Source organism: Helicobacter sp. CLO-3 (genome assembly GCF_001854545.1).
GTDB lineage: Bacteria > Campylobacterota > Campylobacteria > Campylobacterales > Helicobacteraceae > Helicobacter_B.
This window is the reverse complement of sequence record NZ_MLQN01000004.1, coordinates 73,977-88,769: the sequence shown is the minus strand read 5'-3', so window position 1 is coordinate 88,769 and position 14,793 is coordinate 73,977. Positions and strand designations below refer to the sequence as shown.

Sequence of the window (14,793 nt, the reverse complement as noted above, 5' to 3'; positions counted from 1 at the left end):
GTGCAGGGGGACTAGGGGGCGGTCTTGCCAAAGCGTTAGCTTCTTTAGCAATTTAAGCCCCCTGTCCCCCTGCAAGAAGCTGGCGACGATAGACAAAGATAAACGCAAAAGTTTGGCGACCAAAGAACCAGAATCTAAAAATAGACTACCTTGTCACATTGTTCACACAAACGCAAACGCGCACAACAAACAAAATATTTTCTTGACATTTTGGCAAGGCTTTGGATATAATCGCAGTTTCTAAAATGTCGGGCATCGATAAAGGCATTGAAGGCGATAGATAGAGCAGTCAAAGCAGTATCGATAAAGATGACAAGATGAGAATCGGCAAAGTCGATAAAGCAAACTTAAAGCTTCACACACATCGCAAATGTCTTCATCACGGCATCGGGGCGTAGCTCAGTCTGGTTAGAGTACTTGGTTTGGGACCAAGGGGCCGAAGGTTCGAATCCTTTCGCCCCGACCATTTTAGATTCTGCTTTTTATTTTTGGTGGGTGTAGCTCAGTTGGTTAGAGCATCAGTTTGTGGCACTGAGGGTCGTGGGTTCGAGCCCCATCACCCACCCCATTTTACGCGTTCGTAGCTCAATTGGATAGAGCACCAGACTTCGGATCTGGGGGTTAGGGGTTCGACTCCCTTCGGGCGTACCATTTATGCCCTTTTCTAGGCTTGGCTTGCATTTAGGCTTGGCTTTGCGCCTTTTAGATTCTTTGGTTTTTGCGCTCATAGCTCAGCTGGATAGAGCAACGGCCTTCTAAGCCGTAGGTCAGAGGTTCGAATCCTCTTGGGCGCGCCAGCTGTGTCTAGGCATTTTAAGCTATAGGTTTTGAGGAAAATATGCAAGATTCTAGCACACACATCACACGCAAAAATCCCTTGAAAATTATCTTTTTGGCCTCCGATCGCTCCAAAGGACTAGGCGATAATATCATCGCGCTAGATACACTATTTGTGATAAAAAATATTTTTGAGTGCCATTTGGTGGTGCTTGCCAATGCTACGATAGCGCGGCTTTTGGAGGGGTTTGGGTTTTATGATGAGCTATTTTTGCTGGCTGAAAAGCTCGATGATGAGAGAAATGTCAAACTTATCAATTCTTGTCATTGCGATTTTCTCATCTCTGGGGGCTGCAAGCGATACCAACTCAAAGTCCTAGAATCCACCAACGCGCGCTGCATCATCACGCACACTAAGGTTTATAGCTTGCTAAGGCCGCGTTTTAAGACCATCCCTACTTTCATCTATCGCTCATTATCGTATAAGGATAGCTCGCTTTTGTTCTTGCGCCGCATCGATAAAAGGCGCTTTGATAGCATGATAGGCACGCTAGATTTTACGCAAGCAAAGATGGTCATCACAGAGGAGCATCGCGCGCGTATCGCGGAGTTTTTAAGTAAAGAGTTTTTGGGAAAAAAGTTTGTGGAAAAGGGGATTTTAGATTCTGGCGCGCTTGCAAACCACCAAAACTTCGGATTTTTCAGCCAAAAGGCGCGCGATTTTAGAGACCTAGCAGTGTGCCTTATGCGCGCACAAAAAAGCGCGACAAGCTACAGCATGCCACGCTTTTTCGCTAGATTTGTAAAATCCGCGTTTGCCAAATCCGCGCCCCACACGCACCAAAATATCAAAACCAATCAAATGCCAAAGCAAAGCGCGCATGCAGATTCTGCGAGTCTGCCAAACATCGCGCCAGCAGATGCGACGCTAGCCAATACACAAGCCATGCAAACCAAAACCACGCAAGCTATTTCGCACGCCACAGCGCAAACTACTTCGCAAATCATCTCACCAGCGCAAAATCAGCCAAAATTCCTAGTGCTTGCCAATCCCTTTTGCTTGACAGCGGATAAAAACCTAACGCCAAATGGCTGGCTAAAGCTCATAGATAAAATAAGCCAAAAAGGCTGCTTCATCCCGGTGGTGGCGACTTATGAGAAGGTGCATGATGAGTTTGTGAAATCGCTAGAATCCTATGATGCGGGCAATGGCGCAAACAACAACAGCGATACGCCAAATGACGCGCCAAACAAAAATCCGCGCACGCCGCTAAAAAACCGCATCATCATCTATCCAAACGACAGCAGCCTGCATCATCTTGGCGCGCTCATCGAGCAGATGAGCTGCGTGATAAGCCCAAGCACAGGCACTTTGCATATGGCGAGCAATCTCTATGTCCCAACCATCGCGCTTGTTTCAGAGGGCGACACGAGGCGCTGGGGCACGCCGGATGCGCGCTATGTGGTGCTCCACACGCCCACGATATCCATAAGCCAAAGCGAAGAAGACGCCGCGATACATCGCACGCTAGAGCTACTCGAGCAAACTTGCCTAAGCGAGCTTGGCACAAAAGCGCTAAACTTTGGGTTGTAGATTCTGTTTAAATATGCAGTAGCACGACGGCGGTGATGACTAGGCTTACGCCGATGTAGCCTATGGCGTTGAGCCGCTCGCCAAAAAACACGCGCCCGCCGATTATCGTCCCAATGATGCCTATCGCCCCCCAGCTCGAATACGCGATCGCTAGCTCCATGAACCTAAGCGCGCACATCAGCAGGTAAAACGCCACCACGACCACCAAAATCGCGCCCACGCCATACGCCCATTTGGAGAATCCTTGCGAGGCTTTTAGCAAGAGATTGGCGATGACATCTAGCAATGCCGCGCCAAAAACAAGCGCGAGTCCTACAAATACGCCCAAACGCTCTGTGTTTATTTGGCTAAAATCGGCTATGTCAAAGCCTGTGCCAGAATCTGCGCCAAAGCCTATAAATGCGATGAGGGCTACAAGTGCTAGTGCGATTAGCGCGATGGCGAAAAGTATCGCGAGGTTTTTTGGGCGGGCTTTGGTGGAGTTTTGCAAGATGGATTTTTGTGGGGCGGTTTTGGTGGAGTTTTGCGTGGCGGGCTTAGAGTGAGTTTGGCGAGATTTTGTAGCGTGGCTTTGGGCGGATTCTGCGCGAGAATCTAAAACGCGAGAATCTAAAATCCTAGAATCCACTGCGTGAGATTTTGCGCCAGAATCTATGTCAGATTTTGCATCAGATTCCAAGCTAAATTTGGCGCTAGATTCCAAGCTAGATTCCGCGCCAGTGCATTCTTCAAGTGGCACTTCGCCGATGTTTATTAGGATTATCCCACTCATCGCTAGACCTATCCCCACAAACTGCATGCCAGAAATCTGCTCATCAAAACACGCAAGCCCGATGATGACGATAAACACCACGCCAAGCACTTCCCACATCGCATACGCCACGCTGACACTGATGTGCTTTATCGCAAGCGCGATGAAGTAGTATGAGATGCAAATGAAAAGCGCTGTCACCAAAAAGCCAAACTTCATATCAAGGGCAAGCTTCAAAAAGCTAGAGCCTAGCACCTCGGTGATAATCGCGCATAGCAAAAAAATCCATGCAAAAATGCGCGCTTTTTTGGCGGCGCTGGCGGATTTGGCGCGAGAATCTATTTTTCCAAAATCCGCGCTAGATTCTGCGATTTTAGATTCTGCGCCACATCCCATGATTTTAGATTCCGCGTTTTTAGAATCTGCATTCTTTGTATCGCTCATGCCATGCCCTTTTGCCAATCTCTGCTTATTTGCCAGCCTGCGCCACATTGCGTTTAACCTGCGTGGCGACGATATACGCGCCCGCGATTATCATAAGCGCACAGAGAATCTGCCCCATGCTAAACCCGCCAAAAAGCCCCATTTGCGCATCCGGCTCGCGCCAATACTCCGCCACAAAGCGCATCATCCCATAGCCTATCGCATACACGCCGATGAGCGCATTATCCAGCACCCGCACGCGCGCGCAAAGTGCGACAATGACAAACACCACTATCCCCTCCAAAAACGCCTCCAAAAGCTGGCTAGGATAGCGCAGCACGCCATACACCATGATGCCGATTTTCTGCCCCAGCGCATCCGTAGCTGGCACGACCCTGCCAAAAAGCTCTTGGTTCAAAAAGTTTCCAATGCGCCCAAACACATACGCTAGCGGCACGCTTATCGCCACCAAATCCATAAGCGGCAAAAGGCGCATCTTTTTGACTCTGACAAAGATAAAAGACGCCAGCAAAAAGCCCACCACGCCGCCATGGAAGCTCATACCGCGGATGCCGACAAACTCGCCGCTGCTATCAAATGGGCTGAAAATCTCCCAAGGATGCGCCAGATACCAAAATCTCGATGGGTCATAGATGAGTATATATCCTATGCGCGCACCCAAAATCACGCCAATCTCCGCCCACACAAAATAGCTATCAAGCACGCTAGGCTCGATAGCAAAGCGCTTAGGATGGCGCGCGATGAAAAAGCGCGCGATGAAAAGTGCCAGCACCAGCGCGCACACATACGCGATGCCATACCAATGCACCGGGAATCCAGCCACGCTAAACGCCACTGGGTCAAACTGCTCATAAATCGTGTTCCAAGCACTTAGGGCTGGTGCTTCAGCGGGGATGCTAAAATTTGCATTTGGATTTTGGCTTAGATTCTCGCTCAAATTTGCAAGCGGCGCGTTTAGATTTTCGTTTAGATTCTCGTTTAGATTTCGCGCCAGATTCTTGCCAAATTTTTCATTTAGATTCTCGCTCAAATTTACAAAATGTGCGCTCAAATCGCCCCCTGTTTTCTCACTCAAATCATTCATAAAACATTCTCCTTATACACCTTCGTCCATGTCTCGCCCTTGTCTCGCTTGTGTTTTGCCCCTGTCTCGCTTGTGTCTCGCCTATGCCTTGTATGAGCGCGGGTCATGCTCGATACCCAGCTCAAAAATCGTGTGAAACTCGACAGATTCTAGCAGGCTAAGCAAGCGATAGTTATCGATTGAGAGCGCGAAATCATAGCCATTGTGAAGCTTTAGGCGCAGCAGATGCCCTAGTGCGTAGGTGTTGAAAGGATAGGCATCAAGCAGCATGATTTTCCATTTGCTAAACTTACGCGCATCCTCCGCCACATCGATATGCTCTTTTATCGCGCTATCTAGCCTATCTGCGAACTCCAGATAATCCTCATAAGTCTTCACCCTGCCATCGCAGCAAATATACAAAATATCATCACGATTTGCGATGCTTACATGCAAGATAGGCTCCTTTGATACGCACGCGCAGGGCGCGCTTGGTGGGTGAGTGGATAAAAACTTTTGGCGTATCATAGCAAAAAATCGTTTCAAAATGCCTGATGACCTTGCTTCCCAAGCCATTGTGATGAGAATCTAGCGCGCTTATGGGGCGGGGCGCGTGAAGCGTGGCTAAATCATGCGCGTGAAGCATAGGGCAGGGGGGCGCGGCGCGGTGCGTGGCGTGCGTGGCTTGTGGCTTGGCGTGTGTGTTTTTTTGTGGCGTATGGCTTGTGGTTTGGCGTGGTGCGCTTGGTGCGTGAAAATCGCAGAATCTGGCGGGCGTGAAATATAAAAAAATAATTTCTACAAAAGGTGGATTTGGCAAAAGTGGATTCTGCGAGTCTTGATTTGGCGAGTTTGGATTTGGTGAATCTTGATTTGGTGCGATGCGCGGATTTTGCGAATTTGGATTCTGCCAAAGCGGCTTTTGCGAATTTGGATTCTGCGAATTTAGATTCTGCGCGTGCGGGTTTGGTGCGGGGGTTGTGTTTGGCGCTGGTGAAGTTTGCGCCAAAATATTTGGTATATGAAGCGTTATTTTTAGCTGGCTTGCTTGGTTAGATTCTGCTTTGGATTTGGTAAATTTGCCAGCACTTGTTTTTGGCGCAGAATCCAAAAGTCGCGCAGAATCCGCCAACCCCAAAGAATCCATTTCCACGCCCGCGCCATATTTTAGCGCATTGCTCCCTATCTCCCACAAAAGCGCGTATATCTCATCTTGACTAGATTCTGCGAATGCCTCGCGAACGCGCGCCAAGCGGGATTCTAGCGCGCTAAAGGGTGAATTCTCTAGGCAGCGGCGCGCTGAAGGCATGCCCCAAAATCTCCAAACTATACGCATGCAGCATCAGCCGCCGCGCATCCGCTTTGCCATAGAGCGCATCGCCCAAAATCGGGCAGCCGATATGCGCTAGATGTGCGCGTATCTGGTGCGTGCGCCCTGTCTCGATGCGCACCTCTAGCAGCGTTTTTTTGCCCACAATAGATTTTGGCTTGATGTGCGTGATAGCGCTTAGCCCATCTTTATGCACCTTTGTTTTGGCGCTCTGCCCTTTGCGCGTGAGAAGCGGCGCATCGATAGTCATCTCATCCGCGACCATCCCGCTGACAAGCGCGTAATACACTTTGCGCGCCTTTTTTTGTTTAAACGCCGCGTGCGCCTCTTTGATAAACGCACTCCCGCGCCTGCCAAGCAGCAGCACGCCACTCGTCTCTTTGTCTAGTCTGTGTGCTAGCTCATAGCCCTCAAAGCGCACCTCTAGCGCATAGCTCTCCATAAATGCAGGCTTATTCACCGCCAAAATATCGCCCTTTTCATAGAGAATCTGCACGGGCGCGATTTCTTGCACGCTAAAGGTTGCGCTAAGCGGTAGCAGCGTGCGCGCGAGGGTCAGCTTTTTGCCATTGCAGCTGACTAGCCCTTGGTCGATAAGCGCTTTTGCTCTGCCATGTGAAATGCCTTCTTTGATACTTAGGAGTTTGTAGGCTTTTTCCATTTTGGCGCTTGATATTTGCGCGTTTGGCGTGGATTTTTGCGCGGCGTGGTGCGTGGCGTTTGTGCTGGTGGGCGCGCTATATTTTTTTGCTGTAGCGGGTTTTTTTGTCGTGGCAGGTTTGCTTGTTTTGGCGGGCTTGTTTGCTTTGTTTTGCTTGGTTTTTACTGCTTTGGTGGATTTTGGTTTTGTTGGTTTCATTGTGACTCTTTTTGGGTTTGGTGATTTTTGATGAGATTTATTATTTCTTGCAGTTTGGATTCTGCGCTGCTGATGCTAGTGGGCGCGAGGCTTTCGTGGTATAAAAGCGTGGATTCTAGCTCGGAGGGCTCAATCAACTTGTAGCCTTTTACGCAGGCAAATAGCGCTTCTTGGTTGAAAATATGCTTGCCGCTTATGAGTTTGGCGTGGAAAAATGCCGGCTCTAGCGGATTGTGCCCGCCCACTGGCACAAACGCGCCGCCCAAAATGACAATATTGCTGATGCGATAAAAATTATTAAGCTCCAAAAGCTTATCGACTAGCAGCACATCGACATCTGGCAGAGGGATTTCTGGCGGTGCTTTTGGGGTGGATTCTGGTGCGGTTTTGGCAGAATCTAGCGTAGAATCTAGATTTACATTATTTACATTTATCTCGCTAAGTTTGGCGCATGTCAGCGGGTAGGATTTTAGCAGTTTCCATACCGCGCCAAATCGCTCTGGGTGGCGAGGCGCCAAAACAAGCTTGCAGGGCTCGCTTTTTTTGAGTGCCAAAAACGCATCGAGTATCAGCGCCTCTTCGCTTGGATGCGTGGAAGCGCCGATTAGCAAAAGCTCTTTTGGCTTAGCATAGCGCGTATGCACTGCTGGCGTGTTTAAAAGCTTTAGATTCCCAAAATCTAGCGTGCGCTTTGCGCCTATGGATTCTAGCCGCGCCTTATCCGCCGCGCTTTGTGCCAGCACCAAATCAATAGAGTCAAAAAGCCTTCTATAAAAGCGCGCAAATCGCGTGTATTTGGGATATGAGCGCGATGAGATGCGCGCATTTATAAGCATGGTAAATGCCCCCACGCGCTTCGCGCTCCAAAAAAGCTCTTTCCAAAGCTCGGCTTCTGTCACGATAAGCGTCTTTAGCGTGCCAAATCGCCGCCTATAAAAAGGCAAAAATATCTCAAAAGGCAGAAAATGCACGCGGATATGCGCGCGCGCGGCGTATGTCTTGTGCGCTAGCTCAAAGCCGGTTTGCGTGATGGTGGTGATGAGGATGTTTGGCGGGGCGGCGTTGTTTGCGTGGGCGTTTGTGGCGTGGTTTGCGCTATTTGTGAGGTTTGAGTGGCTGGCGTGGTTTTTGGATTCTGCGTGTGGTGTGGTTTGTAGCTCTTGCGCGCTGGTAGAATCTAGCGCATTTATGATAGGCTCTAGGGATTTTACCTCGCCAAAAGAGCAGGCATGTATCCAAATATCTGGCGCAAAATCCTTGCAAAATCCGCCAAAAGAGGCGCGATAATCTGGCGCGCTTGGTTTTGTGTTTTTTGTATGATTAGATTCTGCGCTGTTGGCTTGGTTTATTTGGTTTGTTTGGCTTGCGTTTTGGCAGTATGAACGAGGCAGTAAAAAGCGCGCAAAAAGTGGCATAAGAAAAGGGAAAAATCGCGCAGGAATGGAGAGGCGGTGCTTTTGGCGAAAGGCGCTTGCTATGAGAAAGGGTAGGGCGATGATCCACAAAATCGCGCACAAAAGGCGATAAAAAGCATGCCACATAAAATTGCCAAATGCGCTAAATTGCTGGGTTTTGGTTTGTGTAGTTTGCGCGTCTGTAGTCTGCTTGCCTGAATCTTGCGCGCTTGTGGTTTGCTCTGGTGTAGCCTGTGTGTGCGTGGTTTGTGCTGGCGTAGTTTGTGTAATTTGCGCGCGTGAAACTCGCGCGCGTGCAGCTTGCAAATCAATATCAGAATCTAAAGCACCAGAATCTACTTTTCTAGATTCTGCGTTTTTTGGTGGATTTTCTAGTGGATTTTGTGCGTGCATAGCGTGCATAGAGTAAGTAGCGCTAGTCGTGCGAGTCGCTAGCCTGCGTGGGTTGCTGGCTAGCGGCTATCGCTAGTCGTTTGCGATGTAGATGATTCTGCCGCAATGCGGGCAAGTAGTGATGTCGGTGTTGTTTTTGTCTTCAAGCGCGCTTAGGACATTGTCATTTAGGCGTATGAAGCAGCCCCCGCATGCGTTGCGACTCACCGGCACGACGCTGGTGTTTTTCGCCCATTTGCGGATTTTTTCATAAAATGAGATGATTTTTTGATCCATCGAGTCGATGCATTTGTCCTTTTTGGCAAAAATCGCTTGCTGCTTTTTCTTTATCTCATCAATCGCCGTGCTCGCTTGGCTTTGCTCGCCTTTGATGCTAGATTCTAGCTCTTTTATTTGTTTGTCGATGTCTTTTTCTCTAGCATTTTTGGCATCTATTTCTTTGTTTAGCCGCTCGATTTCTTGGTTGGCATGCTTTATCTGCTCTTTGCAGAGGTCTTCCTCGATGCTTAGCGTGCGCGCCTCTCTATCCGAGCAGCCATCTTTTATGCGCTTGGTGATGTTTTCTATCTTTTGGTTGTTTTCTTGGATAGAAGTTTCATTGCGCGCGATGGCTAGGTTTGCCTCTTGGCGCTCCTCATCGATAAGCGTTTTGGTCCTATCTAGCGTGTCTTTTTGCTCGATGAGTTTATCAAGCGTGGCGCGTTTTTCTTGGATAGCGGGGATTAGCGCGTCGGATTCTTTGTCGATTTGCGCGATTTCTATGAGCTGTTGCAAATTTTTGTTCATCGTCGTCCTTCATACATAAGAAAATGGAGAAAAATTAGGCGCTATTGTAGCATTAAGGTGCTTAATTTGCAAAATGCTTTTGAGGATTTTTGCAAACTCGCGCTCGCTAGCATAATGCTCCACATCGATAAATCCCACATCTACGCACTGCGCGCACATCGCGTCATGGTATTTGACATCGCCGGTGATGAGGCAGCTATTTGGCGTGAGAATCTCTCGCGCATAGCTCGCACCCGAGCCACACACGACATACACGCGGTGTATTTCTAGCTCTTTTTGGCGAGAATCTAGCCTCGTGTAGCGGATATGCTCTAGTTTAAGCGCATTTTTACAGCGCATCGCCAGCGCGCTTATGGGCGTGGGCTCTATCTCACACATTTGCGCGATGCCCTGTGCTTGCGCGTTTGCAAATCCCAAAATCTCGCGGGTAAAATGCGCGTTTAGATGCGTGGTGTCAAAGTTTGTATGCATGGCAATCAGCGCGCATTGCTTTTGCAGCAAAATCTCTATAAGCTTTGCTGGGTAGCTTGCGGTGTTTATCGCTTTTAGCGGGGCAAAAATAAGCGGGTGATGCGTGATGATAAGCGCGCGCGGCGGCAAATCTCGCGCGATTTTCATATCTAGCTCTAGGGCTAGGTGTATGGATTCTACCTCTTGGTGCATGTTGCCGATGTTTAGCCCGCTATTATCCCACGCTTCTTGCAGGCTAAAAGGGCTTATGGAATCTAGCATTTCATAGATATGAGAGATAAGCATCGCCATCGTGTCGCCTTATTTTGCGTTTTGTTTATTTGCCGGATTTGTTGGATTTGCCAGATTCGCTGGATTTTAGCGCGTTTTGTAGGCGCTTTTGGCGCTCTGGCTCTTGTTCTTTATATAGCAGCGCACAGCCTTTGGCAAGCTCGCGGATTTTTAGGATGTAGTTTTGGCGCTCTGCGACAGAGATAGCTTTCCTAGCATCCAGCACATTGAAATAATGCGATGATAGCATCACGCAGTCATACGCCGGCAGCGGAATCCCTGCCTCTAGGCATCGCCTCGCCTCATCTTGCGCCATCGCAAACGCATCAAAAAGCATTTTGGTATCTGCCACTTCGAAGTTGTATTTAGAAAACTCATACTCGCCCTCTAGATGCACATCCGCATAGCGCGTGATTTTCCCATCGCTAGAGGTTTGCCAAATGATGTCAAATATGGATTCTACGCCTTGTATATACATAGCCAAGCGCTCCACGCCATAGGTTATCTCCACTGCCACCGGGTCGCACGCCACGCCGCCCACTTGCTGAAAATAAGTAAATTGCGTAACCTCCATGCCATCAAGCCAAACCTCCCAGCCAAGCCCCCATGCCCCAAGGGTTGGCGACTCCCAATTATCCTCGACAAATCGCACATCATGCGCGCTAGAATCTAGCCCAAGCTCCTTTAGCGAGCGCAAATACAGCTCTTGGATATTTTCCGGGCTTGGCTTTATCAGCACTTGAAACTGATAGTAGCTTCCTAAGCGGTTTGGATTCTCACCATAGCGCCCATCTGTGGGGCGTCTGGAGGGCGCGACATACGCCACGCTCCACGCGCCAGAATCTAGACTCCTAAGCAAAGTCGCTGGGTGAAAAGTCCCCGCACCCGCTGGGATATCATAGGGCTGCAAGATGATGCAGCCTTGGTCTTTCCAAAACTTCTGCAATGCTAGTAAAATATCTGAAAAACTTCGCACCATGGGTAAAGTCGCTCCTTTGGATTCTAGTTTGTGTTTGGTATGCGCTTGGTTTGTGTTTTGTTTATGCTTGGTTTGCATTTGGCGCGCGCTTGGTTTGTGCTTGTTTTGCGCTCGCGATTTGCGCTTGATATATGCTTTTGGCGTCGCGCGTGAAATGTGCGCGCAAAATTTAGGATTATTTAAATTCTGGCGTTTTTGGCTTTTTGATGCCTTTTTGCGCCTTTTTGGTTTAAATCGCGGATTTTATCATTTTTGTGCTTAAAGCTTGGGTGGTAAAAGTATTTAATAGAGAGAAAATAGCAAACAATAAATCAAAGCAGAATCTAGCGCAAGATTTGCGCTAACTTAAGCCCAACAAGTCAGATAAACGCTATTTTATGCACGCATCTGTTAGGGCTTTTGCCGCATAGACTATCAGCCCAGCAAACAAGCAGATTATAAAAATAGCCAAAATTAATCCAATCATTCTGATTCCTCCAGCTCATCAAGTTGCCTCAAAAGAAAGCGGATTAGCAAATAAAAAGCTGCACTAAGCACAATTGCGCCAAGTGCGCAAGCTACTGCTTGAAAAGTATTGATAGTCTCTACATGCACCACCACAAAAGCAAATATGCCAAAAAGCGCGGTAAGCAAAATAAACAAACCGCTTTTGGCGATATCTATCGTGACTTTGACGCGCTCTTTTCTGCTCATGATATCTTTAGTATAGAACCATTAAAACACTATCGCGGCAAATAGCATAAATTTGTGATAATCGATGCTATACAAATCGCGTCCGCGCGCTGCGGTAATGCTATTGTTAGTAGTATCTAGCCCATTTAGCACAGCCGAGTCATCAAACTTTGTGCTTTTAAAGCGGTTTGTCATATTGCCATAAGTATAGCGGAATCCGATATTTAGAATATTGGTAGCCTTATAGCCAATCCCAGCGCCATAGATAAGCCCATCGTATTGCGTCTCGATGACAGGATGTGCACCTCTATTTTGGTTATTTATAGTTACTTGGTTGGTATAAGTCTCTCTCATAAATTGCCAGCCATAGCCCACAAGCCCCACGAGATAAAACCCTTTTCGCTCAAAGCCAATCATCGCAGGAAGCTCTAGCCCCCAGCCTTTGATGCCATCGGATTCTTCTGTCTCAAATCGGCGATGATCGCTCAAGATGTTTGATCTGCCATTTGCGCTTAGGTATATAGGGAAGTTTAGTTCCGCGCCGATGATGAAGTTTAGTCCCAAAACAGTGTATTCAATCGAGCGCAGATAGATATGGTAGCCAAGATCCACCGCCCAATAATTCGCCTGCCCTAGCATCGTGTAAGAGCCGCCTACAGAGCCTTCATTGAAAATATACCAGCGGCGCGCGGCGTTGGTGGATCTGCTACCATAGGTAGAGCCGGATACGATAGAACCGCTTGCAAACTGCTTTGTCAGTGTGCTTTGCGAGCTTTTTAGGTTTCTATAGGTGTTATTGGCATCGGGCGCTGCGTTTAGATGCGTGAGGCTCGCGCTCAAAGCCACTGCAGCGCCCAAAAATATGGAAGCCAAAGAAGATTTGGCGGAAAAGAGCTTGGTAGATGCACTGTTTAGGTTGTGTGTGATGGACTTCATGCTCACTCCTTAATCTTAAGTAAAATTTCGCTATGATACCAAATCGACAACAACAAATTATAATTTAGTTTTGATTTTTTGCATTTTTTGGATTTGGCATTTTGCAAAGATGGAGCAAAATATGGAAAACATCGTGCGAGAAACGCAAATATCGCAAATATCGCAAAGCACGCAAACACAATCGACTCGCCCAACGCAAACCGCTCAAGCCGCGCAAATGATGCAAATAGCGCAGCCCCCGCGCCAGCCAGCACTACAAACGCCGCCAGCACAACCCACGCTAAAAGAGCCATTTCTAGCGCTCACCGCTTCTGCTGGCAGCGGCAAGACATTTGCGCTAAGTATGCGCTATGTGATTTTGCTTTTCCAAGGCGCGAAGGCGGGCGAGATCCTAGCGCTCACCTTCACCAAAAAAGCCACCAAAGAGATGCAAGAGCGCATCAAAGGCGCGCTAAAGGAGCTGGCAAATGCTAGCATCCGCGCCAAAAATCATCCAAAAAGTGATGAAAATAATCCGCTAGAATCCAAAAATATCGCGCATCAAAATAGAGAACCTGTATTGGCGAAATCGCAAAATTCAGCATCAAATGAGGCAGAATCCAAAAATGCAGAATCCAAAAATATGGATTTGCAAAAACTAGATTCTGGCAAGTCAGATTCCAAAACGCCAGATTTCAAAACGCTTGATTCTAGCGAGCCGGATTCTAAAACGCTAGATTCTAAGGCTCCAGATTCTAAAGCGGCAGCGTTTATTGGCTTCCTAGAAAATGAAGGATTTTCGCGGGATTTTATCTATCAAAACGCGCCCAGAATCTACCGCGAGTTTTTCCAATCGCACGCGCGCATAATGACGATAGATGCGTTTTTTAACTCGATTTTGAAAAAGTTTTGCTGGTTTGTGGGGCTTAGCGCGGACTATCAGATGAGCGAGGCAAATGCCAAGATAAACGACGCGCTTATCGAGGAGTTTTTGCAAAATCTTTGCAAAAGCGATGCAAATGCGTTTGATTCCACCACGCGCACCAACACCCGCACATCAAGCCAAACACCGCCAAACAAAAACGCCCTCCAAGAAATCAGCGATTTTTGCGAGAAATTTTCTTTTGATGGCTTTGATGGGTTTATGGACTTCGTGCGCCGCTGCTTTGATGACAAAATCCACTTCTCAAAAGCCTTTTTTGACAAATACAAAATGCTAGATTCTAGCGCCGCCAACGCCCTAGAATCGCTAGAATCCGCCTGCTTGCAAATCCTGCAAGAGCTAAAAAATATGCTCATCCAAGGCGCGCTAGAAAAAGACCCGCCAAGCCCCTCCGCGCTAAAAGCACTAAGCGCTTCAAATATGGATGAGCTTTTATCGCTGACTTTTACTTGGCTAGAAAATCCGGCAGAATATAAATATTTTCGCAAGATTTTGCGCCAAGATTCTGCCCTGCAAAGTGCCTTTGAAGCCAAAACGCAAGAGCTAAAAGATGCCCTTCGTGCGTATTTTGATCAAACCGAGCGCGCGATTTTTGCCTATATCGCCAAGGTGCTTTATGCCTACAAAACCGCCAAAGATCGCATAATCTCTGCCACGCAAACGCTAAGTTTCAACGACTGCACGCTAAAAACCTATGAACTCCTAGCGCAAGATGCGCCATATAGCGAGAATCCAGATGAGGATTTTGGTGCAACTCACAGCACAGATTTTGGCGCGGATTCTGCGCGCGCGCGTAAGGACATCGATGAAGGCATCGGTATTGATCCGCTGTTTTTCTATTTTCGCATGGATGATAAAATCACGCATATTTTGATAGATGAATTCCAAGATACCAACCCTATGCAATACAAAATCCTAGAGCCGCTCATCGAGGAGATCTACGCCGGCTATGGCGCGCGCGTGCTGGGAGACAGCGCGGATGCGCAGACGCTGGCTAATCGCAGCTTTTTTATCGTGGGCGATAGCAAGCAAAGCATCTATGGCTTCCGCGATAGCGATAGCGGATTTTTCGAGCGCATTACCAACTCGGCTTCTAGTGTGGATTCTGGCGCAAAATCCAGTTTGGCGCGC

13 protein-coding genes, 4 tRNA genes and 1 pseudogene are annotated in these 14,793 nt (G+C 48.1%); 7 read left to right on the top strand and 11 right to left on the bottom strand.

Annotated features, from left to right (window positions below; translation table 11 throughout):
* The 6 genes from BKN38_RS11415 to BKN38_RS02225 form a co-directional block, all read left to right on the top strand.
* A partial coding sequence (locus tag BKN38_RS11415; RefSeq protein WP_218117785.1) for a hypothetical protein occupies window positions 1-244 on the top strand: 244 nt, incomplete at its 5' end.
* 144 nt (window positions 245-388) lie between these two features.
* Window positions 389-466: transfer RNA gene (locus tag BKN38_RS02245), tRNA-Pro, on the top strand.
* A gap of 25 nt (window positions 467-491) precedes the next feature.
* Window positions 492-568 (top strand) — tRNA-His (locus BKN38_RS02240).
* A gap of 6 nt (window positions 569-574) precedes the next feature.
* Window positions 575-651, top strand: a tRNA-Arg gene (locus BKN38_RS02235).
* A 69-nt stretch (window positions 652-720) separates the two neighbouring features.
* Window positions 721-797, top strand: a tRNA-Arg gene (locus tag BKN38_RS02230).
* A gap of 41 nt (window positions 798-838) precedes the next feature.
* Window positions 839-2,371, top strand: coding sequence for a glycosyltransferase family 9 protein (locus BKN38_RS02225; protein WP_066454479.1), 1,533 nt, complete (start codon window positions 839-841; stop codon window positions 2,369-2,371).
* Window positions 2,372-2,378: 7 nt separating this feature from the next.
* Here the strand turns inward: BKN38_RS02225 and BKN38_RS11635 are convergent, their stop codons facing one another.
* The 11 genes from BKN38_RS11635 to BKN38_RS02170 all read right to left on the bottom strand — a co-directional run bounded on the left by BKN38_RS11635 (window position 2,379) and on the right by BKN38_RS02170 (window position 12,740).
* A complete protein-coding gene (locus BKN38_RS11635) occupies window positions 2,379-3,566 on the bottom strand; it encodes a multidrug efflux SMR transporter (protein WP_233713094.1) in 1,188 nt (395 codons plus the stop codon).
* A gap of 25 nt (window positions 3,567-3,591) precedes the next feature.
* Window positions 3,592-4,461 (bottom strand): prolipoprotein diacylglyceryl transferase, encoded by an 870-nt coding sequence (gene lgt, locus BKN38_RS02215; protein WP_066454562.1) that lies wholly within the window; start codon window positions 4,459-4,461, stop codon window positions 3,592-3,594.
* Between the two features lie 270 nt (window positions 4,462-4,731).
* On the bottom strand, window positions 4,732-5,085 hold the full coding sequence (locus BKN38_RS02210; protein ID WP_066454486.1) for a hypothetical protein: 354 nt from the start codon (window positions 5,083-5,085) through the stop codon (window positions 4,732-4,734).
* Window positions 5,060-5,938: a hypothetical protein gene (locus tag BKN38_RS02205; protein WP_066454490.1), complete on the bottom strand. Its 879-nt coding sequence runs from the start codon at window positions 5,936-5,938 to the stop codon at window positions 5,060-5,062. The genes BKN38_RS02210 and BKN38_RS02205 overlap by 26 nt, the downstream gene beginning before the upstream one ends.
* Window positions 5,898-6,620, bottom strand: a complete 723-nt coding sequence (locus BKN38_RS02200) for an RluA family pseudouridine synthase (RefSeq protein WP_066454563.1) — start codon at window positions 6,618-6,620, stop codon at window positions 5,898-5,900. Before BKN38_RS02200 ends, BKN38_RS02205 begins: the two co-directional genes overlap by 41 nt.
* 194 nt (window positions 6,621-6,814) lie before the next feature.
* On the bottom strand, window positions 6,815-8,626 hold the full coding sequence (locus BKN38_RS02195; protein ID WP_066454495.1) for a 3-deoxy-D-manno-octulosonic acid transferase: 1,812 nt from the start codon (window positions 8,624-8,626) through the stop codon (window positions 6,815-6,817).
* Between the two features lie 72 nt (window positions 8,627-8,698).
* Entirely contained in the window at window positions 8,699-9,412 is a 714-nt protein-coding gene (locus BKN38_RS02190; RefSeq protein WP_066454497.1) for a zinc ribbon domain-containing protein, read from the bottom strand.
* 9 nt (window positions 9,413-9,421) lie between these two features.
* Window positions 9,422-10,174, bottom strand: coding sequence for a Nif3-like dinuclear metal center hexameric protein (locus BKN38_RS02185; protein WP_082942477.1), 753 nt, complete (start codon window positions 10,172-10,174; stop codon window positions 9,422-9,424).
* 25 nt (window positions 10,175-10,199) lie between these two features.
* A complete protein-coding gene (gene glyQ / locus BKN38_RS02180; protein ID WP_066454568.1) occupies window positions 10,200-11,129 on the bottom strand; it encodes a glycine--tRNA ligase subunit alpha in 930 nt (309 codons plus the stop codon).
* A gap of 465 nt (window positions 11,130-11,594) precedes the next feature.
* Window positions 11,595-11,825 (bottom strand): hypothetical protein, encoded by a 231-nt coding sequence (locus tag BKN38_RS02175; protein ID WP_066454508.1) that lies wholly within the window; start codon window positions 11,823-11,825, stop codon window positions 11,595-11,597.
* 21 nt (window positions 11,826-11,846) lie between these two features.
* Entirely contained in the window at window positions 11,847-12,740 is an 894-nt protein-coding gene (locus BKN38_RS02170) for a hypothetical protein (protein ID WP_066454510.1), read from the bottom strand.
* A gap of 226 nt (window positions 12,741-12,966) precedes the next feature.
* Between BKN38_RS02170 and BKN38_RS12230 the strand changes: the two are divergent.
* Window positions 12,967-14,688 (top strand): annotated as a pseudogene (locus BKN38_RS12230) (UvrD-helicase domain-containing protein); the annotation flags it as partial.
* Window positions 14,689-14,793: the final 105 nt, after the last annotated feature.

Excerpts from the sequence above, each read along its gene's own strand:
- BKN38_RS02200 (WP_066454563.1), bottom strand. The coding sequence starts at position 6,620 with ATGGAAAAAGCCTACAAACTCCTAAGTATCAAAGAAGGCATTTCACAT.
- BKN38_RS02190 (WP_066454497.1), bottom strand. The coding sequence starts at position 9,412 with ATGAACAAAAATTTGCAACAGCTCATAGAAATCGCGCAAATCGACAAA.
- BKN38_RS02205 (WP_066454490.1), bottom strand. The coding sequence starts at position 5,938 with ATGCCTTCAGCGCGCCGCTGCCTAGAGAATTCACCCTTTAGCGCGCTA.
- BKN38_RS02195 (WP_066454495.1), bottom strand. The coding sequence starts at position 8,626 with ATGCACGCACAAAATCCACTAGAAAATCCACCAAAAAACGCAGAATCT.
- BKN38_RS02175 (WP_066454508.1), bottom strand. The coding sequence starts at position 11,825 with ATGAGCAGAAAAGAGCGCGTCAAAGTCACGATAGATATCGCCAAAAGC.
- BKN38_RS02185 (WP_082942477.1), bottom strand. The coding sequence starts at position 10,174 with ATGGCGATGCTTATCTCTCATATCTATGAAATGCTAGATTCCATAAGC.
- BKN38_RS02170 (WP_066454510.1), bottom strand. The coding sequence starts at position 12,740 with ATGAAGTCCATCACACACAACCTAAACAGTGCATCTACCAAGCTCTTT.
- BKN38_RS02225 (WP_066454479.1), top strand. The coding sequence starts at position 839 with ATGCAAGATTCTAGCACACACATCACACGCAAAAATCCCTTGAAAATT.
- BKN38_RS11635 (WP_233713094.1), bottom strand. The coding sequence starts at position 3,566 with ATGAGCGATACAAAGAATGCAGATTCTAAAAACGCGGAATCTAAAATC.